This is a genomic window from Saccharopolyspora tripterygii (assembly GCF_054778355.1).
On sequence record NZ_BAAGZP010000020.1, the window covers coordinates 14,457 to 32,638 of the forward strand.

Here is an 18,182-nt window from a genome sequence, read left to right on the forward strand (position 1 = left end):
CCGTCCCGTGGCGTGCCCCGTGCTCCGTGTTCACAACCCGTTCCATGCCCCGGGCCTCGGAAATCGGAACGGGCCACCCGCGTTGTGCGGGCCCTCCTCGTGAAGCAGCCGTTGCTGACTAAGGAACAGCTACCCAGGAGATCGAGGCGCTCCGGCCCTCGGTGCAGGTTCAGGCCGGTGTTGCCGAAGATGCCCGCCACCTTGCTCTCCTTCGCGTACTGCCAGAAGTCCCAGTTGCCAAAGCCGTTGGGGCGTTCATCACGCCTGTCGGCGTGGGGCGTTGTGGAGTGGGCATTCTGTGCAGTAACCAGTGCCGGATCGCCACAACTGGCAGCACGTCCGACGCCGGGACCACAAACTGCTCTGCGTCGCACCGAAGTCGAGCAGATCTGCTCGGCCAGTCTCAGCGCGCAGTTGCACTGCTGTGGCGAGCACGTCACCTCCTGCCCCGTTCGCGGCGAGCCGTCGCAGCACCTCGCCGATCAAGCCGACGGCGTTGCCCCAGTACTGATCGCTGTCGGCTGGTGGGCCGCCGATGGCCGCCAGTCCACGGGTGAGCGGTGCGAGGAAGTGGGAAACGTTGGGCCACCAGGCGTTTGCGCAAGATCGATCACGCAGAACAAGGCCGTGCACCAACCCGTCCGCGTCGACCACAACGGATGCTTCGGCCAGCGAAGGAACAGGCCAGGCGAAGTGGTGTTCGGGGACTGTCGCGCACAGCGCCAGCCACGAAGCCCGAAAAGCCACCAGTACCGTGCCCGCGCGGTGATGTTGAAACCCGGCCAAACGCTGCCAGGCTTGCACGTCGCGCGCCAAGAATCCGTTGGCCTCGTCGCAGTACGATTCCCATGCCACGACGTCGTCGGCGTCGGCGAGGGGGCGTGCCAGCGAGCGAGTGGTCTGGTCCAGAGCGGCTTTTGATGAATCCTGCACCCCGGCATTGGACCTGATGTGCTGGAGAACCGATGCAGTGAGGTTCGTCGCGGGATCGGCTGTTGTGGGCTCGGCGATCTCCTCGTACTCTTCTGCTGCCGCAGTGCACGGGAAGCCGGTGGAATTCCGGCGTGGTCCTCGCCACTGTGACCGGGGAGCGACCCTGATCTCGCCACTGGACACCGCGTCGGTGTCTGGGAAGGCCAGGGGAGCATTGATCCGGAAGCCAGGAGACCGGCTGCGGCAGTGACACCACGTTCCACGAGAGATGGAAGGCAGGTTTTGACATGACCACCGCTGGTCTGCCCGCTGCGCAGCGCATCCACGTTCCCGTCTGGGCTTGGGCCTTGGCCGCGTTCGCGATCGTTGTGCTCTACGTCGTGCTTCAGGAAAACGGTGCGGTGCTCGCGCAGGCGGCGGACACCATCCACGAGTTCACTCACGACGGCCGGCACGCCCTCGGCGTGCCCTGCCACTGAACGGGGACGCTCATGAGCTCGCCGTTCGCCACTTTCCTGCGGCGGGGCTTGCTGGCGGGGCTGCTCGCCGGCCTCACGGCCGCGCTGTTCTCGCTTCTGCTGGTCGAAACCCCGCTCCGCGCTGCGCTCGAGGTCGAGGAGGCACGCTCGCACGCCGCCGGTGAGCACGCCCACGAGGAGTTGTTCAGCCGCCCAACCCAGGTGGTCGGCGGCATGGTCGCCGCGCTTGTCGTCGGGTTGGCGATCGGGACGATCTTCGCGGTCGTGTTCGCCCACAACCGACACCGGCTGCCCGCGCGAACCGACTTCGGACGGAGCCTCCAGCTCGCTGCGTCCGGGTTTCTCGCCGTGTCGCTGCTACCGGCGCTGAAATATCCTGCGAACCCACCGGGAGTGGGGGACGGGGAAACGGTCACTTTCCGTACTGTCGCGTACTTTTCGCTGATCGTGGCGGGTATCGCGATCCTGCACGCGGTCGGCTACCTGCACCGGTACCTGGCTGTTCACGGATGGTCACCGGCGCGTCGCAGTACTGCGGCAGCTGCCGGAGGAATCGTGTTGACCGGTCTCGTCCTATGGGCTTGGCCGTCGAACCCGGATCCCGTACCCCCGGACGTGCCCGCTGCGTTGCTGTGGCGCTTCCGCTTGTCCTCACTCGCTGAACTCGCCGGAATGTGGACGGTCCTCGGTTTCGCCTTCGGCCTGCTCAACGAGCCCCGAAAACAACGACCGACCACGACAGCCTCGCCGGCAACGGCACCATAGCGACGGGTACCCCGCCCGGTCTTCTCCCAAGGTCGGGCGGGTGTTTCCACTTGTCGCCAGTGCGATTCGGGGTGCCGACAGGTATTCGCGATCGGTTGGGGTCGCGACGACTACTGATCACGTCCCACGACGTGCACGACAAAGCGCAGCAACAGCCAATAGCAGAGTGAACAGGGTACCTGCGCTCAGGTTGGTCGGCCGGCAGGTGTTTGGGGTGACTTAAGAGCAACGCCGTCGAAGGGGCCGCTTGCGGCCAGGCTGGCATGCGCTGTGCGGGTAGTAGAAATGGTCCGATGCCGGGGGTTACGAGCGTGCATACCATCGCTCCGTGAAAGAGTTCACATTTGCTGCATTGTTGTGGTCGGAGTGCGGTTGCGGAAGCCGATGGGTCACCGTCGCTCCTCGTGGTCGCAGGAGAACACGCTGTACTCGAACCTGGATCATCCGCTCGCGCTTGCTCATCGGCCTGCTCGCCGGTGGTGTTTCATGTGCCGCAGTCCAGGGCGGACTGCTCGCGGGCTTGATCACCCGCCAGCATCGCAACGCCGCCCCTACCGAGACCGGAAACACCGCCGTGCGGACCAAAACAACCCAGAGTCCGCTCAATCGGCTCGCCGACGATTTCGCACCCGTCGGTGGCTTCCTGATCGGCAAGCTCGTCTCCCACAGCGTGCTCGGCGCACTGCTCGGCGCACTGGGCACGGTCGTGCAGATGTCGGTCGGCACCAGGACCGCGTTGCAGCTGATCGCCGGTGTGGTGATCTGCGTGCTGGGACCCTCCCAGCTCGGCGTGCCCGGTTTCCGCAACATCGTCATCGAAGTCGGGAACGCGCCAGTTTCGCATCGGCGGAAGAGCCACGCGGGGCCACGTACTGACCAGGAGTTTGGGGCCACCTCATCGAGGCCCGGTTCTGAAGTCGCAACCAGTCGCGCGAGTCGCTTTCGACGTTCGTGGTTCGTAGAGGCGGAAATCCGCTGTGCGAAAACGTGCGCCCTTGCTGCGCGAACCGCTCGCACAAGGTGGGGCCGGTTACCGGCCACGGATATCTCCGAGACGTTGCTGGTACTCTTCCGGATCGAGTTCTCCCGCTGCATAGCGTCGCCGGAGCTCGGTCTCCGCCGGGTCTTCGCGCTGCCGTGTCAGCTGGCTTTGGCTTATCAGTGACCTGGCCAGCCACATGATCGCCAACACGAGCAGCGCCAGCACCGCTAGTCCCACCACTCCCCACAGGGCTGCGAGCAGGCCCATGCCCATCGTTCCGTCCATCACGGCAACCACCGCCTTCGACCGATACGCTGCCTGAACAGGTGCTACACCCTCCGTAATACCCCTCGTAGGCGGGTAGGGACACGGTAGCCGGTACGGACGCCCCGTTCAGGTTCAGTGTTGGTAGGGCGAATCGACGGCGTTGTTCGCCTGAATGATCGTGTTCTGTAGGGGCAAGGTTCGAGCCGCACCTGTCGAACTCGATGCCCCCAACAATGCCGGGCGAGGCCGCCGAGACGAGTGGGTGCCGCCGATGGTTGGTTCAACTGCGCCTTGTGTCGCATCGGCGTGGATGGGCATTTGTGAGGGTGAATCCCGCTGTTGCGGCGGTGAGCAGGAGTGCGGCTCCGAGGAGGTAGACGGCTGTGATGCCGAGTTTGTCGGAGAGGAGGCCACCGAGGATGAGGCTGGCCAGTCGGCCGGTCTGCCACAGCGCGTCCAGTCCTGAGAACACGCGGCCCCGCACGGCCTCATCGGTGTGGGCTTGTACCAGGCTGGTGAATGTGGTGGTGCCGGTGGAGGTGCCGAGGCCGTAGAGCAGCAGTGCCGCGGTGGCCAGGGGCGGCCATGTCGTCGCGGCCAGCACGAGGTCGACGAGGCCGCGCAGACCGTAGGCGCTGAAGACGATGTCTGGTCGGGCTGGCTCGCGCACAAATCGGGTCAGCAGCGTGGGACCGGCCGCAGCGCCGACGGCGATGACGGCCAGCAGCCACCCAAAGCCCTGCGGCCCGAGGGCGAGTTGCTCGCGAGCGAGCACGACCAGCAGCGCGCTGGTGGCCCCTGCCGACAGGGCGGCCAGCAATTGCGCGCCGGCCAGCGCCCGCAGTAGCCGGTCGGTGATGAGCAGACGCGCGCCACCGAGAGCGTCGTGCAACCAGCCGTGCGAGAGCGCGCCGACATGGTGAGCGGGGACGGCCAACCCGGTCAGGAGCACAGCGCTGGTGGCGAACGACGCGGCGTTGACCCAGAACGCGGTGGCAAACCGAGCCACCGCCGCAAGCCCTCCTGCCAGCGGCGCGAGCGCGATCTGCGCGATGACCGCTGCGGTCCAGATCCCGGCGTTGGCGGTGACGAGCTCGTGTTTGCTGACCGCGGCGGGCAGCATGCTGTTGGCCGCGGGATTGAAAAACACGGTGGACGCCGAGAGCGCGAACGCGATCGCGATCGCATACACCGCGATCACTTGCGTATCGATCCACGGCAGCGTCGCCGCCAGGGCCATGCGGACAAGGTCTGCTGCGATCATGACCTGACGTCGAGGAAGCCGATCGACCACGACACCGGCCAGGGGCGCGAACAGCAACACCGGCAAGATCTCGGCGACCACCACCCCGGCCGCGCCCAACCCGGAACCCGTTCGCTCCAGCACCAGCAGAAGCAGGGTCATGCCGGCCAAGATGTCGCCGGCACGCGAGATCACCGTGGCTGCCCACCACCGCTGATAAGCCGGACGTGCCAGCAGCGCCCGCAACCTCGTTCGGTCCTCGTCCGCTGCCACAGGTCTCCTTCCACCGCTTGTCATGACCCGCGGGGACGGTCGAACCTGGCCCCAGGGGCCGGGTCAAACCGAGACAGGACACGGAGACGAGGAGCGCGAGGCGATGTCTGAGAACAATGGGGTGTACACGGTCGGCCAGGCCGCGCGGCTGGCGGGCGTGACCCGCAAAGCGATCCGTGTTTACGAATCCAAGGGTCTGTTGCCACCGGCCGAGCGCACCGAGGCCGGGTATCGGCAGTTCACCGAGGTCGATATCGCGAGCCTGCGTTTCGTTCGGCACAGCAGGGCCCTCGGACTATGCGTCGATGAGATCAAGGACATCCTCGACCTCCAACGAGGCGGCAACAGCCCTGTACCGAGGTGGTGGCCACGCTCGACCGGCACCAAGCTGGCCTCGACCGGGCCATCGCCGACCTGCACGCCTTGCGGGACCGCCTCGCCGACGTTCGCGCTCAAGCCGAAGACCAACGCCGCGGCCAATCGGCGACGGTATGCCGCATCATCGAAACCGCACCGGAACCGACGATCGAGAGTTGAGGCGGTCGGAGCACAACCCTGCTGGCAGCAACGAAAGACCCCACGGAGCCGGAAGGCCCGGGGGTAAAGGAGTGTCCGAGAGTTGCGCACTAACCACACGGCTCCAGCTGCCGGTGATCGGCTGAGGAGATGTCCGGGTGGGTTCCAGTAGTCGTCGCAACACCGATCGAAAGTGGTGTTTGCGGTGGATGCACGGGGCAAGTCGGCCGAGTTGTAGGACAGGTTCTTCGAGGAGCTCGATCGTGGCGGCTCGGTGCCGGCCGCGGCGGAGGCCGCCCGCAGGGTTGTGCCACACCGGGAGGAGTTCCGCCGACTGCGCACCGAGGGCCTGACGCGGGCCGAGGCCGCAGCGCGGGTGGGGGCTGACGAACGGTCTGCCCAGGACTGGGACAAGGACGTCACGATCGTCCGCCGTGGTCGGCTCTATCCCGATGGTCGTCTCGCGAGCTACCCGGACCCCAAGATGTCTGCCGTGAACACTCCGCGGACCGCCCGCACGATCGACGGCAGGGTCGACCTGGACCAGGTCGAGAAGGTGATCCATCCCCGGTACCTCAGTTTGGAAGAGCGGGAACAGATCCGCGATTTGCAACGCACAGGGCTATCCATACGGAAGATAGCGGCCGAGCTGGGCCGGGCACCGTCAACGATCAGCCGCGAGTTCAAGCGCAATATCAGCACCACGCACGGATGCCTCCCGCACACCGCCCACCGCCTGTCAGTACAGCGCCGCGGACGGCCTCGACGCGCGAAGCTGGTGACATCAGCCGAGCTGCACGACTACGTGCAGGGCAAGTTGAATGAATGGTGGTCACCGGAACAGATCAGCAACCGGCTGATCCGGGACTTCCCAGATGCTCCGGAGATGAGGCTGAGCCCGGAGACGATCTACGAGGCCCTGTATTCCCAGGCCCGCGGTGGGCTCCGGAGAAAGACCGTCAGCCGGCTCCGGCACGGCCGCATCGCACGCCGCCCGCGCAGCGACCCGCACAAGCGCCGCCCACGGTTCGTGGACAGCATGACCCTAGTCTGGGACCGGCCCGAGAAGGTCGAGGACCGATCTGTGCCGGGCCACTGGGGAGGCGATCTCATCATCGGCGCCGCAAGCGGCTCTGCTATCGCCACCGCGGTCGAAAGGTCCAACCGGTTCGTGATCCTCGGCCACCTGGGCCCCGAACGCTCGGCGGATAAGCTCCGCGACCGACTCATCGCCGAAATGTCTCTCCTGCCAACCTGGTTGAGAGGACCCCTGACCTGGGACCAAGGAGCCGAGATGGCGGAGCACAAGGCCTTCACCCAGGCCACCGGCATGCCCGTCTACTTCTGCGAACCCGCCTCGCCATGGCAGCGCGGCACCAACGAGAACACCAACGGCCTGCTACGACAGTACTTTTTAAAAGGAACGGACCTGCCCCGCCACACCGCCGAGGACCTCGCCGCCGCCGCGGAGGCACTGAACAACCGCCCCCGCAAGCCCTTCGGCTGGCGAACCCCCACCGAGACTCTTGACGATCACCTACGATCGTCCAGTACCAGCAGCGTTGCGACGACCAGTTGAATCCGCCGGTGGCCCCCGTGCCCGCCGCGGCAACGCTCCCACCGGCCATCGCTGGAAAACCCACCACCCGGCCAGAAGAAGATGGCTGCTGCGACGCCTGCTGATGCACGACCCAGGCAAAGGGAACGAGGATGACGGCGGGGACATTGGCAGTTGACCTATTAGGACTGGCTCTCTGCTACTTCATCGCCGCGTTCGGGGGCGCGGAGTTTGCTGCAGTGGCGCAGCACGGGCTCGACCGATTTCCGCGGCCGGGGTGGGCGACCCGGCTCCGCGTAATAGCGCGGTGAAAGTGCTCCTTGCTGGCACTCCAGCGAACGCATTCGTGTGGACGGTTCAGCCCCGGCAGGTGTGCCGAGTCCATTCGAGATGACTTCACTTCGCGGTCAGCGATGACGCCGCTCTACTACCAACCTGTAGTAGTCTGGCTCACGTCAGCGGATCTGGAAGGGGCGAACGTGATGGCCACGGAATCGAAGGACCTGGAGCTGCGGCGGCGGCATTGGGACAAGCATTCTCGCAGCTATGACAAGCAGATGCGGTTCATGGACCGGAAGTTCTTCGGCGACACCAGGGAGTGGGTGTGCAGCCAAGCCTGCGGTGAGGTTCTGGAAGTCGCCGTCGGGACGGCGTTGAACCTCAGCCTGTATCCGGACGAGGCGCGGCTGACCGGCATCGACCTCAGTCCGCGCATGCTCGAGCAGGCGCGTCATCGGGCGGACGCTGCTGGTCGTGTGGTCGAGTTGAGCGTCGGCAACGCCCAGGAGTTGGAGTTCGCGGACGAGTCGTTCGACACGATCGTCTGCACGTTCTCCCTGTGCGCGGTGCCCGATGATCGCGGCGCGGTCGAGGAGATGATGCGCGTCCTGCGTCCCGGTGGTCAGCTGCTGCTGGCAGATCACGTCATCAGCACCTCGTGGCCGGCACGGGTGGTGCAGCGCACCTTGGACTTGGTCACCGTCCCGACAGCCGGCGAGAACTTCCGGCGCCGACCGGTTGAGCACGTTCGGACAGCGGGGTTCGTCGTCGAGAAGCACGAGCGGTTCAAACTGGGAATCGTCGAGCGACTCGTCGCCCGCAAACCCAGTTCCGACAGCGCCGGCGATCAGTGATCGATCCCTGGTTCCTCGATGGTGCTTCCGGAACGGTGGAGCATCGGGGATGCGTTCCTGAGGCTAGGTTGCTGCGCACGGGCACGCGAGCAGCATGAACAACCATGCGCCGGTGACAGTGGTCAGGAAGGCCAGTGCTCCGGCGACGGTCAGGGCTGAGCGCATCGGGGACACGCGTGGCGGGCGTGGAGGGTGACCAGATTCCAGTTGAGCTACCCGTGCGTCCAGCAAATCGGATTCCGCGAACGGCGCAACGAATTCGGGCGTAATGGCAGTGGGAGACGTGATGCGTAGCAATGCGCCAGCCAGCGCACGCCGTCCACAGTGGTCCGCTGAGTGGCGATCAGCTGCCAGTTCGTATTCGCGCCGTGCACGGGTCCGCACGTCCTGTGCCGCTGGTAAAAACCACAGGTGCGCGGCGAGCATCTGTCCGACCAGTGCCCGCAGCGGATCTTTCCGCCGCGCGTGGGCTCGCTCATGGGTTAGAACCGCACGGAGTTCGGCATCGTTCAGGCTCTCGGCGAGTCCGGTGCTGATCACGACGAAGGGGCGCAGCAACCCGGTCGTCACCGCAATCTGATGGTCAGTCTCGATGACCATGAATCGATACCCCAGGTCATGCGCGGACGCGGCGACGGGTCCGGGTGTGGGAACTCGCCGCTGAGTGACCCAGGTGTGGAACCGGTGGGTCTGCCGCATACCGACCAGAGTGGTGCGCAACGCGTTGCCCACAGCCACGGCGCCGATCAGAATCAGCAGCATCGCAGCCAGCGCAACGGGATTTCCTTCGAACCCGAGGGCGCGGGCATCGCGATGAGCGGTGAGTGCCGCGACGGTGCACGAAGCGAGCCCAATCGCAGGATAGGTGGCCGCCGCAGCGGCCACCAGAATCCACAGGAAACGGTCGGTTCTCATGGTTCGTCGACCAGGCGGCGCAGCCGCTCGCGTAGCTCGTCGTCTTCGCTGACGTGGTCGACGAAAGAGACGAGGGCCGCCTCGCCGTAGTCGTCCAGTAGTCGCCGGACCGCGATCTCAGCGGTGTTGCCGACGGCCGCTAGGTAGGCGTAGCCACGGCCGGCCGATTCCCGTCGTGCCACGCCGCGTTCGGCCAGCCGTGAGAGGACCGTCATGACCGTCGTGTAGGCCAACGGCGAGTCTCGATCGCTGTTGAGTTCGGCAAGCACCTCACGAACCCGCAGTGCCGAACCGGACTGCCACAGCACCGCCATGACCTCGGCTTCAAGCGGCCCGAGAACTGACCTTCGTACTGAGCGGCCCATGCTCAAGATGCTACTACACCAACGTCGTAGCGGCACGTCCCGAAAGCCGACTGCGCTTGCCCGAAGCGGTCGCTGACGGGGTCGGCCGTGTCCTACCCCGTGCTCGTTCATCGCCGATCGAGCAGTTGCGGGGTGCAGCAGTGATGTTGGCGGGTCCGGGACGCTGTGGCGAGCTGGCGGGCGACGTAGTGGGCTCGCGGTGGACGCCGCGGAGAGTGGCGGAGGAGAAGCTGGTTTGCCATTCGAGACCGGTGTAACCGAGTCCCGGACAGGTCCGGGAGATGCCACGCTCCTGTTCGGGGGTGCCGTGGGGGTTGATGGCGCCGAGCGGTTGCAGGTAAGAGAGGTCGGGGCGGTAGCCGGTGGCGAGGATGATGGTGTCGATGGTTTCGTGGGCTCCGTCGGCCCAGGTGATGGTGTTGCCGTCGAGTGTGGTGAACATGTCTCGGCGCTCTGGTTTGCCGGCTTCGATCGCGGTTTTGTAGGTGCCTTTGTCGGAGATCGGTGTGGTGGAATGGTGCGCAGCCAGGGGCCGATCGGCAGGATGTCGAGCCGGGTGGTGGCGGTCCAGTAGTGCATGTCTTTGCCCAGCAGCGTTGGGTTGACGAACCGCAGGGGTTTGCGGTTGGTCAGGGTGACATCGGCATGCTCGGCGAGTTCGACGGCGATCTGCACGGCTGCGTTGCCGCCACCGACGATGACGATGCGTTGTCCGGCGAATGGTTCGGGGTTGCGGTAGTCGGCGGTGTGCACGAGCGTGCCGTCGAACGTGTCGAGGCCGGGCAGTGTGGGTCGGTGGGGGCGGCTGAAGCCGCCACTGGCGGCGATCACGATCGGCGCGGTGTGCGAGCTGTGTTCGGTGTGGACGGTGTAGGTGCCGTTGTCGGCGGTGACGGTGCTGACGCGGTGGTGGGTGCGGATGTCGGCGTCGAGGGTGTGTGCGTAGCGGCGGAGGTAGTCGACGACTTCGTCGCGGTGCGGGTAGCGGTCGGGGTCGCCGGGGAACGGGACTTCGGGGAATGCGCTGAATCGGGCGGGTGAGTACAGGGTGAGGCTGTCGTAGTAGCGGGGCCAGGAGCCCACCGGTTCCGCGCCGGCTTCGAGCACGACGGGCCGGTGGCCTTGGGTGCGGAGGGCGTGGGCGGCGGCGAGTCCGGACTGTCCGCCGCCGATGACGATGGCGTCGCAGGTGTTCACAGGGCACCTTTCATCGACCGACGCCTTCATGAGCGGGCGACGGGTGTGGATGGGGGACTGTTGTTAGGTCAGGTCAGTTGTCGTTGCAGGTGCTGCGGCGTTCGAGGAAGACGGTGTCGCGCCAGACGCCGTGGTGCTGGGCGATGCGTTCGCGCAGGCCGACCGTGCGGAACCCGGCGGAGTAGTGCAGGGCGATGCTGGCTCGGTTCTCCGGGAAGATCGAGGTCTGCAACGTCCACAGCCCGTCGGCGTCAGCGGCGGTGACCTGCTTGTGCAGCAAGGACTTTCCGATCCCGCGTCCGCGGAATCCCTCGCCGACGTAGACGGAGGTTTCGGCGACTCCCGAGTAGGAGTCCCGGTTGGACACTGGTGTCGCGGCGGCCCACCCGGCGACCTGCCCGTCGACCTCGGCGACCCAACGGTGGTCTGGGAGCCACTTGGCTTCCAGTGATGTGCGGGCGGGGACGTCGGTTTCGAAGGTGGCGTCGCCGGTGGCGATGCCTTCGGCGTAGATGCGACGCACGTCGGTCCAGTCGCCGGGTTCCAGCTGTCGGACGGTGACGTCGGCGGGGAGGTTGTCCGGGCAGCAGGGGCGGGCGACCACGCCCATGACGGCGTCGGCGGCGTGCGGCAGCCCTGTGCAGCAGGCGGTGTTGACCGTGACGTGGGTGGTGGTGCGTTCCTTGTGCAGCAGCACGAATCCGACGTCGGCGAGTTTGCGCACGTGGTGGGAGCAGGTGGACTGGCTGATCCCCAATTGCTCGGTGAGCGCGCCCACGCTGATCGTGCCGGCCGCTGCCACGGCGTGCAGGAGGCGGACGCGGGTGGGTTCGGCCAGGCATGCGAACCACTCGGCGTAGGTGGCCGCGTCCTCGGTGGGCAGCAGCCCGGTCTCAGGAGCCGTCGTCATGCCTCGAGTATCGACGCGCATCGATGCTTGCGTCAATCGATCCGCGTCGATACAGTCCAGACAACTTCATCGAAGCTCATCGATACAAGAGGGGTTTGTCGTGGACGAGTTGCCGGTTGTGGTGGTGGGTGCGGGCCCCGTGGGGCTGGCGGCTGCGGCGCAGGTTCTGGAGCGGGGCCTGCGGCCGCTGGTGATCGAGGCAGGTCCGCAAGCCGGTGCCGCGGTGCGGGAGTGGTCGCATGTGCGGCTGTTCTCGCAGTGGTCGGAGTTGATCGATCCGGCTGCCGCGCGGTTGCTGGAAGCGCAGGGATGGTCGGCGCCGGCCCCGGAGGTGTATCCGTCGGGAGCGCAGTGGGTCGAGCAGTACCTGCAGCCGCTGGCCGCGGCGCTGGGGGAGCGGGTGCGCTTCGGTGCCCAGGTGGTGGGCGTGGCTCGTCGTGGCCGTGACCGGGTGGTGGATGCCGGGCGGCAGTCGGAGCCGCTGACCGTGCACGTCGAGACCGAAGGCGGCGAGGAGCGGATCACCGCTCAGGCGGTGATCGATGCGTCCGGGACGTGGTCGAGCCCGAACCCGCTGGGCGGTGACGGCCTCCCGGCGGTCGGCGAACGTGCCGCGCAGGAGCGGATCAGCTACCAGGTGCCGGATGTCTCCGATGCGCAGGTCCGTGCTCGGTTCGCGGGCAAGCGCATCGCTGTGACCGGCAGTGGGCATTCGGCGCTGACCGCACTGGTCGCCTTCGCCGAATTGGCCGAGGAGGCGCCGGGCACCGAGATCGTGTGGGTGCTGCGGCGGGGCGGTTCGGGTGATGTGTTCGGTGGCGGTGAGGCCGATCAGCTGCCCAAGCGTGGGGCGCTGGGGCTGCGTGCCAAGCGGGCCGTCGAGGCCGGGTTCGTCCGCACCGTGACGGGTTTTCGTACGGCTGCGGTCGAGGCCGATGGGGACGGCCGGGTGGTGCTGACCTCGTTCGAGGGGAACACGACCGAGCCGGTCGATGAGGTCGTGGTGCTGACGGGCTTCCGCCCGGATCTGTCCTGGCTTTCGGAGGTCCGCTTGGACCTCGACCCGGTGCTGCAGGCGCCGACCGCGCTGGCACCGTTGGTCGACCCGAATGTCCACTCCTGCGGCACGGTCTACCCGCACGGGGCGAAGGAGCTGACGCATCCGGAGCCCGGGGTGTTCGTGGTCGGGATGAAGAGCTACGGCCGGGCACCGACGTTCCTGGCGATGACCGGTTACGAGCAGGTCCGCAGCGTGGCCGCCGCGATCGTCGGCGACACCGAGTCGGCCGAGCGGGTGGAGCTCGTCCTGCCGGAAACCGGGGTGTGCGGCGGGGCCGGGCTGTTCGACGAGCCCGAGGCCGAGCAGGGCGGTGGTTGCTGCGCTGCTCCGCCGCAGACGGTCGAGCTGGCAGCGCCCGGAGCCGCTGAGCGCTGACCGAGCATGCCGTCCGAATCGTTGGCGACCGCCGCCGCACCGCCCGTCGACGCGGTGCGGCGGCGTCGCGCGCTCGTCGCCCTGTGCCTCACCGAGATCACCAGCTGGGGCGTGCTGTACTACGCCTTCCCGGTGCTGGCACCGGGGATCACGCGGGAGTCCGGCTGGTCGTTGCCGGCTGTGACGTGGGCGTTCTCGGCCAGCCAGATCGTGTCCGCCGTGGCCGGAATCGCGGTCGGGCGGTGGCTGGATCGCCGCGGCCCGCGGGCGGTGATGACCGCCGGATCGGTGCTGGCCGTACCCGCGGTGCTCGGGATCGCTCACGCTCCGAGCTACGGGTGGTTCCTGCTGGCCTGGGCGGTCGCCGGGCTGGCGATGGCGGCGACGTTCTACCCGCCCGCCTTCGCCGCGCTGACCCGCTGGTACGGACCCGACCGGGTTGGTGCGCTGACCGCGCTGACCCTGGTGGCGGGTCTGGCCAGCACGGTGTTCGCGCCACTGACCGCAGCCTTGAACGACCACCTCGATTGGCGCGGCACCTACGTGGTGCTCGCGGTGATCCTCGGGGTCATCACGATTCCCCTGCACGCCGGGCTGCGACTGCCGTGGCCCCGGGACGGGCACGCCGAGCACGCGTCAGCCAACGGGCGTGCCGTCGAGATCGCGCGCAGCCGCCCGTTCCTGGCGCTGTTGGCCACGATGGCCCTCGGCGGTTTCGGCGTGTACGCGGTGGTGATCAACCAGGTTCCGCTGCTGACCGAACGCGGGTTTGACTCGCAGCTGGCGGCATGGGCGCTCGGACTCGGTGGTGTGGGCCAGGTCCTGGGACGCCTCGGTTACGCGCCTCTTCAACGGTGCACCGGAGCGCGCGGTCGCACGGTGGTCATCCTCGCGGCGTGTGCGGTGACCACTGTGGTGCTGGGCGTGGTTCCGGGCCCGGCCGGGTTGTTGATCGCCGCGGCGATGCTGGTCGGCATGGCGCGGGGCGTGTTCACCCTCTTGCAGGCCACCGCGGTCAGCGACCGGTGGGGCACGGCCGCTTATGGGAGGTTGAGCGGGATCCTGTCCGCGCCGCTGATGATCGCCATTGCGCTTGCGCCGTGGGGCGGCTCGGCCATCGCCGCGGCCCTGGGCGGGTTCCCCGCCTTGTTCCTCGTGCTGGGGGGCATGACCGCTGCGAGCGGAGTGCTCGCACTGGCCACCCGTCCCGCTTTTGTCGCGCGATCGTGACGTGCTCAGTTGGCGGCCTCGGGCGGTGCGAGTCGCTGTGCGATCTCGGCGACCGCTGGTTTCGCGGTTCGCGCGGCCCCGACCAGGGTCGCCGAGGCCCACCCGGTCCAGTCTCCGTAGCCCAGCAGGTACAGGCGTGGTTCTTCGACGCTGCGCCCACCGTCGGTGGGGACGGTTCCGTCCTCGGTGCGCAGGCCCAGCGGCGCGAGGTGACGCAGTGCGGGGTGGAAACCGGTGCACCAGATGATCGCATCGCAGGCGAGTTCGCTGCCGTCGTCCCAGGCGATGCCGCGTTCGGTGAGCCGGTCGAACATCGGCTGGGCGTGCAGGACTCCGCGGTCACGGGCCTCGAGCACGCTCGGGATCATCACGATGTCGCCGAGCTGCCCGGGCCCACCCTCGTCGGGCAGTCCCGCGCGGCGCGCGGCGTCGCGCTGGGTGGCCACGTCGAACAGGACCCGGCCGTCGACGTCGTCGGGCATGAACCGCGGCGGCCGGTGAGCGACCCAGGTCGTGGTGGCCACAGTGGACACCTCGGCGAGGATCTGGGCCGCGGAGTTGCCGCCGCCCACGATTACGACGTGCTGGTCGGCGAACTCCTTCGGGCACCGGTAGGAGTCGGTGTGCAGCTGTCGCCCGGCGAAGACCTCGCGGCCGGGCGAGGAGGGCAGGTGCGGCTCGCTCCAGGTCCCGGTGGCGCTGACGACGATCCGCGCCCGCCAGACCCCTCGGTCAGTCTCCACGGCCAGCCCCTCACCGGCATCGCGGACACCGTCGACGCGCACAGGCCGCTGCACCGGCAGCTGGTAGCGCCGCTCGTACTCGGCGAGGTAGCCCACGACGTGGTCGGCGGTGGGGAACTCCTCGCCGGGTTGCCGGGGCATCCACCACCCGGGAAGCGGGCTGTACTCGGCGGGCGAGAACAGGCGCAACGAGTCCCAGTAGTGCCGCCAGGCGCCACCGGGTTCGGGCTGGTCGTCGAGGATGACGAAATCCAGCTTCGCTCGCCGGAGGAAGTACCCGGCGGCGAGCCCTGCCTGCCCACCGCCGATCACCACCACATCCCGGTCCTCGGGCACCACGACCTCCTGACATGCTTGAACACCAACCGGCAGCCCGTGACCACGCGGCAGCGCGGCGAGGCGCGGCTCACAGTGCGACGGGAAACCCACCTTCGAGCTTGCGTTTCTATATAGATGGATGTCAAGTTAGACGTATGCCGAAACAAGACGTGCTGATCACCTCGCGGGACGAGGCCGAGCCGTGCGCCTCGACCGTGATGCGGGAGCCGCTGACCGTCGATCAGGCCGCCGACCTCGCCAAGGTGTTCAAGGCCATCGGGGAGCCGGTGCGGCTGCGCCTGGTGTCGCTGATCGCCTCCCACGCCGGCGGCGAGGCCTGCGTGTGCGACCTCACCGATACGTTCGACCTGTCCGGGCCGACGATTTCGCACCACCTCAAGGTGCTGCGCGAGGCCGGGATCATCGAGGGCGACCGGCGCGGCACGTGGATCTACTACCGCGTCAATCCCGACACGTTGCGGCTCTTGTCGGAAACGTTGGCGCCGGCTCACGACGTGGCGGTGACGGCATGACTCAGACGCAGGACAACGCCGTGGTGGCGAAGCTGTCCACACTGGACCGGTTCCTGCCGGTGTGGATCGGTGCCGCGATGATCGTCGGCCTGCTGGCCGGTCGCTGGATCCCCGGACTCGGTCCGGTGCTGGACACCGTGGCGATCGACGGGGTGTCCCTGCCGATCGCGCTTGGCCTGCTGGTGATGATGTACCCGGTGCTGGCCAAGGTGCGCTACGACCGGCTGGACACCGTCACCGGCGACAAGCGCCTGATGATCTCCTCGCTGGTGCTGAACTGGGTGCTGGGCCCGGCACTCATGTTCGCGCTGGCCTGGATCTTCCTGCCCGACCTCCCGGAGTACCGCACCGGCCTGATCATCGTCGGGTTGGCGCGCTGCATCGCGATGGTCATCATCTGGAACGACCTGGCCTGCGGGGACCGCGAGGCGGCGGCCGTGCTGGTCGCGCTCAACTCGGTGTTCCAGGTGATCGCGTTCGCCGGGCTGGGTTGGTTCTACCTGTCGGTGCTGCCCGGATGGCTGGGTCTGGACCAGGTGGGGCTAGAGGTCTCGGCTTGGGAGATCGCCAAGAACGTGCTGATCTTCCTCGGCATCCCGCTCGTGGCCGGTTACCTCACGCGGAAATTCGGGGAACGGGCGAAGGGACGCGAGTGGTACGAGTCGCGGTTCCTGCCCAAGATCGGTCCCGTCGCGTTGTACGGCCTGTTGTTCACCATCGTGATCCTCTTCGCGTTGCAGGGCGAGGCCATCACCTCCAACCCCCTGGATGTCGTGCGCATCGCGCTGCCGCTGCTGGCCTACTTCGCGGTGATGTGGGCCGGTTCCTTCGCGCTCGGCAAGGCCATCGGCCTGAACTACGAGCGCTCCGCGACCCTGTCGTTCACCGCCGCCGGCAACAACTTCGAGCTCGCCATCGCCGTGGCGATCGCGACCTTCGGCGTCACCAGCGGCCAGGCCCTGGCCGGTGTCGTGGGCCCGTTGATCGAGGTGCCGGTCCTGGTCGGCCTGGTCTACGTCTCGCTGGCGCTGCGCAACCGCTTCACCCCCACCTCCGCGGAGGCCGACCATGTCCACACGCCACCACGACACTGAGGAATACCGGCCGACCGATGCCCAGGTCGCCGAGCTGCTCGATCACGCAGCCTCCGACCTGCACGCCCGGTTCGAAGGCGTCTTCTCGACCGAAACGATCCACGCGGTGCTCGCCGAGACCTATTGGGAGCTGGACGAAACCGCGCGCGTACACACCCACCTGACCACCCTGGCCACCCGCTACGCCCGCGAGCGGCTGGCCGACATCGCCCAAAGCCGAGGAATCCCCGTGCCTTCCACGCCCGAAGTCCTGTTCGTCTGCGTCCACAACGCCGGACGCTCCCAGATGGCCGCAGCCCTGCTGCACCACCACGCGCAAGGTCGCGTCGCCGTCCGCTCGGCCGGGTCGGCCCCGGCCGAGGCGGTCAATCCCGCCGTGGTCGAGGTCATGGACGAGCTCGGCCTGGACCTGTCGCAGGAGTTCCCGAAGAAGCTCACCACCGACGCCGTCGAAGCCGCCGACGTCGTCATCACGATGGGCTGCGGCGACGCTTGCCCGGTGTTCCCGGGCAAGCGCTACCTCGACTGGGAACTCGCAGACCCCGCCGGACAGGGAGTCGAGGCCGTCCGGCCGATCCGCGACGACATCGACCGCCGCGTGCGTGCCCTGCTGGCCGAGCTCGTTCCGGAGACCGCGCAGTGAGCGACGTCCGCAACGTGATCATCGTCGGTTCCGGTCCTAAGTCGGGGGTGAATGGTTCGAAGCTCAGTGATGCCCAGGTTTGGCGAATCTGCTGCATGGCGGGCACAAATAGCTCGTTGTCTTGTTTTTGGTTGGTGTCGAGGTCGATGGGGAAGGGGTATACGGCGACGAGCCGGGGTTCGTCGCAGATCCATCGCAGGATGCGGGCGGTGGGAAGTCGTCCGACGCCGCCGAGTCCGCGCCATGCTGGTGCGAGTCGTATGCGGTCGAGTATCACGACTTGGTTGCCGCCGGGTTCGAGTCTTTCTTCGAGGTCGTCGGTGAGTTCGACCCAGCCGAACTGATCACGTTCTCCGAATAGCGGGATGAAGTGGGCATCGTCCTGGCTGCGCGCATCGAGGGCTTCGAAGACATCGTCGACTTGGGTCAGGTCGATCGTGGTCCCGGTCGCGGTGAGGATGGTGAGATCCAGGCCTTCTTCATGGCCCATCGGGGCGGTGGACAGCGCGATGCCCTCGGTTGTGTACCAGGCTGGGCCAGATTCGGATCTGGGTATGTCGTCCTCGGGGAGGGCGTAGATGCTGGCCGAGGCCGACCAGTCCATCACTCCTGGATCAGTGAGATCGAACCCGGCCAGGGAGGCTCTCCCG

17 protein-coding genes, 2 pseudogenes and 1 riboswitch are annotated in these 18,182 nt (G+C 67.4%); of the genes and pseudogenes, 12 read left to right on the plus strand and 7 right to left on the minus strand.

The genetic code is table 11. The features are described from left to right. Positions 1-258 precede the first annotated feature (258 nt). Positions 259-933, minus strand: coding sequence for a hypothetical protein (locus tag ACYVF3_RS15960; protein ID WP_461155020.1), 675 nt, complete (start codon positions 931-933; stop codon positions 259-261). 84 nt (positions 934-1,017) lie between these two features. Continuing rightward, a riboswitch (cobalamin riboswitch) is annotated at positions 1,018-1,190 on the plus strand. 30 nt (positions 1,191-1,220) lie between these two features. On the opposite strand from ACYVF3_RS15960, the gene ACYVF3_RS15965 reads away from it, so the two are divergent. The 3 genes from ACYVF3_RS15965 to ACYVF3_RS15975 all read left to right on the plus strand — a co-directional run bounded on the left by ACYVF3_RS15965 (position 1,221) and on the right by ACYVF3_RS15975 (position 3,342). Next, positions 1,221-1,412, plus strand: a complete 192-nt coding sequence (locus tag ACYVF3_RS15965) for a CbtB domain-containing protein (RefSeq protein ID WP_461155021.1) — start codon at positions 1,221-1,223, stop codon at positions 1,410-1,412. Between the two features lie 12 nt (positions 1,413-1,424). Next, positions 1,425-2,177 (plus strand): CbtA family protein, encoded by a 753-nt coding sequence (locus tag ACYVF3_RS15970; protein WP_461155022.1) that lies wholly within the window; start codon positions 1,425-1,427, stop codon positions 2,175-2,177. A gap of 328 nt (positions 2,178-2,505) precedes the next feature. Then, positions 2,506-3,342, plus strand: a complete 837-nt coding sequence (locus ACYVF3_RS15975; RefSeq protein WP_461155023.1) for an urease accessory protein UreH domain-containing protein — start codon at positions 2,506-2,508, stop codon at positions 3,340-3,342. Here ACYVF3_RS15975 and ACYVF3_RS15980 read toward each other — a convergent pair. Together ACYVF3_RS15980 and ACYVF3_RS15985 are read right to left on the minus strand one after the other, a co-directional pair. Beyond that, a pseudogene (locus ACYVF3_RS15980) lies at positions 3,253-3,444 on the minus strand (hypothetical protein); the annotation flags it as partial. The gene ACYVF3_RS15975 and the pseudogene ACYVF3_RS15980 sit on opposite strands and share 90 nt — an antisense overlap. Positions 3,445-3,706: 262 nt before the next feature. Beyond that, complete coding sequence (locus tag ACYVF3_RS15985) at positions 3,707-4,942, minus strand: MFS transporter (protein WP_461155024.1); 1,236 nt, start codon at positions 4,940-4,942, stop codon at positions 3,707-3,709. A 103-nt stretch (positions 4,943-5,045) separates the two neighbouring features. Here ACYVF3_RS15985 and ACYVF3_RS15990 point away from each other — a divergent pair. From ACYVF3_RS15990 to ACYVF3_RS16000, 3 genes and pseudogenes are all read left to right on the plus strand, one after another. Continuing rightward, positions 5,046-5,479 (plus strand): annotated as a pseudogene (locus ACYVF3_RS15990) (MerR family transcriptional regulator). 328 nt (positions 5,480-5,807) lie between these two features. Further along, entirely contained in the window at positions 5,808-7,037 is a 1,230-nt protein-coding gene (locus tag ACYVF3_RS15995) for an IS30 family transposase (protein ID WP_461155344.1), read from the plus strand. A 299-nt stretch (positions 7,038-7,336) separates the two neighbouring features. Next, a complete protein-coding gene (locus ACYVF3_RS16000) occupies positions 7,337-8,149 on the plus strand; it encodes a class I SAM-dependent methyltransferase (protein WP_461155025.1) in 813 nt (270 codons plus the stop codon). 63 nt (positions 8,150-8,212) lie between these two features. Here the strand turns inward: ACYVF3_RS16000 and ACYVF3_RS16005 are convergent, their stop codons facing one another. The 3 genes from ACYVF3_RS16005 to ACYVF3_RS16015 form a co-directional block, all read right to left on the minus strand. Next, complete coding sequence (locus ACYVF3_RS16005; protein ID WP_461155026.1) at positions 8,213-9,064, minus strand: M56 family metallopeptidase; 852 nt, start codon at positions 9,062-9,064, stop codon at positions 8,213-8,215. Next, a complete protein-coding gene (locus ACYVF3_RS16010; RefSeq protein ID WP_461155027.1) occupies positions 9,061-10,626 on the minus strand; it encodes an NAD(P)-binding domain-containing protein in 1,566 nt (521 codons plus the stop codon). Before ACYVF3_RS16010 ends, ACYVF3_RS16005 begins: the two co-directional genes overlap by 4 nt. 73 nt (positions 10,627-10,699) lie before the next feature. Continuing rightward, positions 10,700-11,536 (minus strand): helix-turn-helix domain-containing GNAT family N-acetyltransferase, encoded by an 837-nt coding sequence (locus tag ACYVF3_RS16015; RefSeq protein WP_461155028.1) that lies wholly within the window; start codon positions 11,534-11,536, stop codon positions 10,700-10,702. Between the two features lie 100 nt (positions 11,537-11,636). On the opposite strand from ACYVF3_RS16015, the gene ACYVF3_RS16020 reads away from it, so the two are divergent. Next, entirely contained in the window at positions 11,637-12,971 is a 1,335-nt protein-coding gene (locus ACYVF3_RS16020) for an NAD(P)-binding domain-containing protein (protein ID WP_461155029.1), read from the plus strand. A 6-nt stretch (positions 12,972-12,977) separates the two neighbouring features. After that, positions 12,978-14,201: an MFS transporter gene (locus tag ACYVF3_RS16025; protein ID WP_461155030.1), complete on the plus strand. Its 1,224-nt coding sequence runs from the start codon at positions 12,978-12,980 to the stop codon at positions 14,199-14,201. Between the two features lie 5 nt (positions 14,202-14,206). Here the strand turns inward: ACYVF3_RS16025 and ACYVF3_RS16030 are convergent, their stop codons facing one another. Then, positions 14,207-15,280: an ArsO family NAD(P)H-dependent flavin-containing monooxygenase gene (locus ACYVF3_RS16030; protein ID WP_461155031.1), complete on the minus strand. Its 1,074-nt coding sequence runs from the start codon at positions 15,278-15,280 to the stop codon at positions 14,207-14,209. A 137-nt stretch (positions 15,281-15,417) separates the two neighbouring features. Here ACYVF3_RS16030 and ACYVF3_RS16035 point away from each other — a divergent pair, with 137 nt between their 5' ends. The 4 genes from ACYVF3_RS16035 (at position 15,418) to ACYVF3_RS16050 (ending at position 17,893) form a co-directional block, all read left to right on the plus strand. After that, complete coding sequence (locus ACYVF3_RS16035) at positions 15,418-15,795, plus strand: ArsR/SmtB family transcription factor (protein ID WP_461155032.1); 378 nt, start codon at positions 15,418-15,420, stop codon at positions 15,793-15,795. Further along, positions 15,792-16,889, plus strand: a complete 1,098-nt coding sequence (gene arsB / locus ACYVF3_RS16040) for an ACR3 family arsenite efflux transporter (RefSeq protein WP_461155033.1) — start codon at positions 15,792-15,794, stop codon at positions 16,887-16,889. Before ACYVF3_RS16035 ends, arsB begins: the two co-directional genes overlap by 4 nt. Next, positions 16,864-17,532: an arsenate reductase ArsC gene (locus ACYVF3_RS16045; protein ID WP_461155034.1), complete on the plus strand. Its 669-nt coding sequence runs from the start codon at positions 16,864-16,866 to the stop codon at positions 17,530-17,532. Before arsB ends, ACYVF3_RS16045 begins: the two co-directional genes overlap by 26 nt. A 121-nt stretch (positions 17,533-17,653) precedes the next feature. Next, complete coding sequence (locus tag ACYVF3_RS16050) at positions 17,654-17,893, plus strand: hypothetical protein (protein ID WP_461155360.1); 240 nt, start codon at positions 17,654-17,656, stop codon at positions 17,891-17,893. Positions 17,894-18,182: the final 289 nt, after the last annotated feature.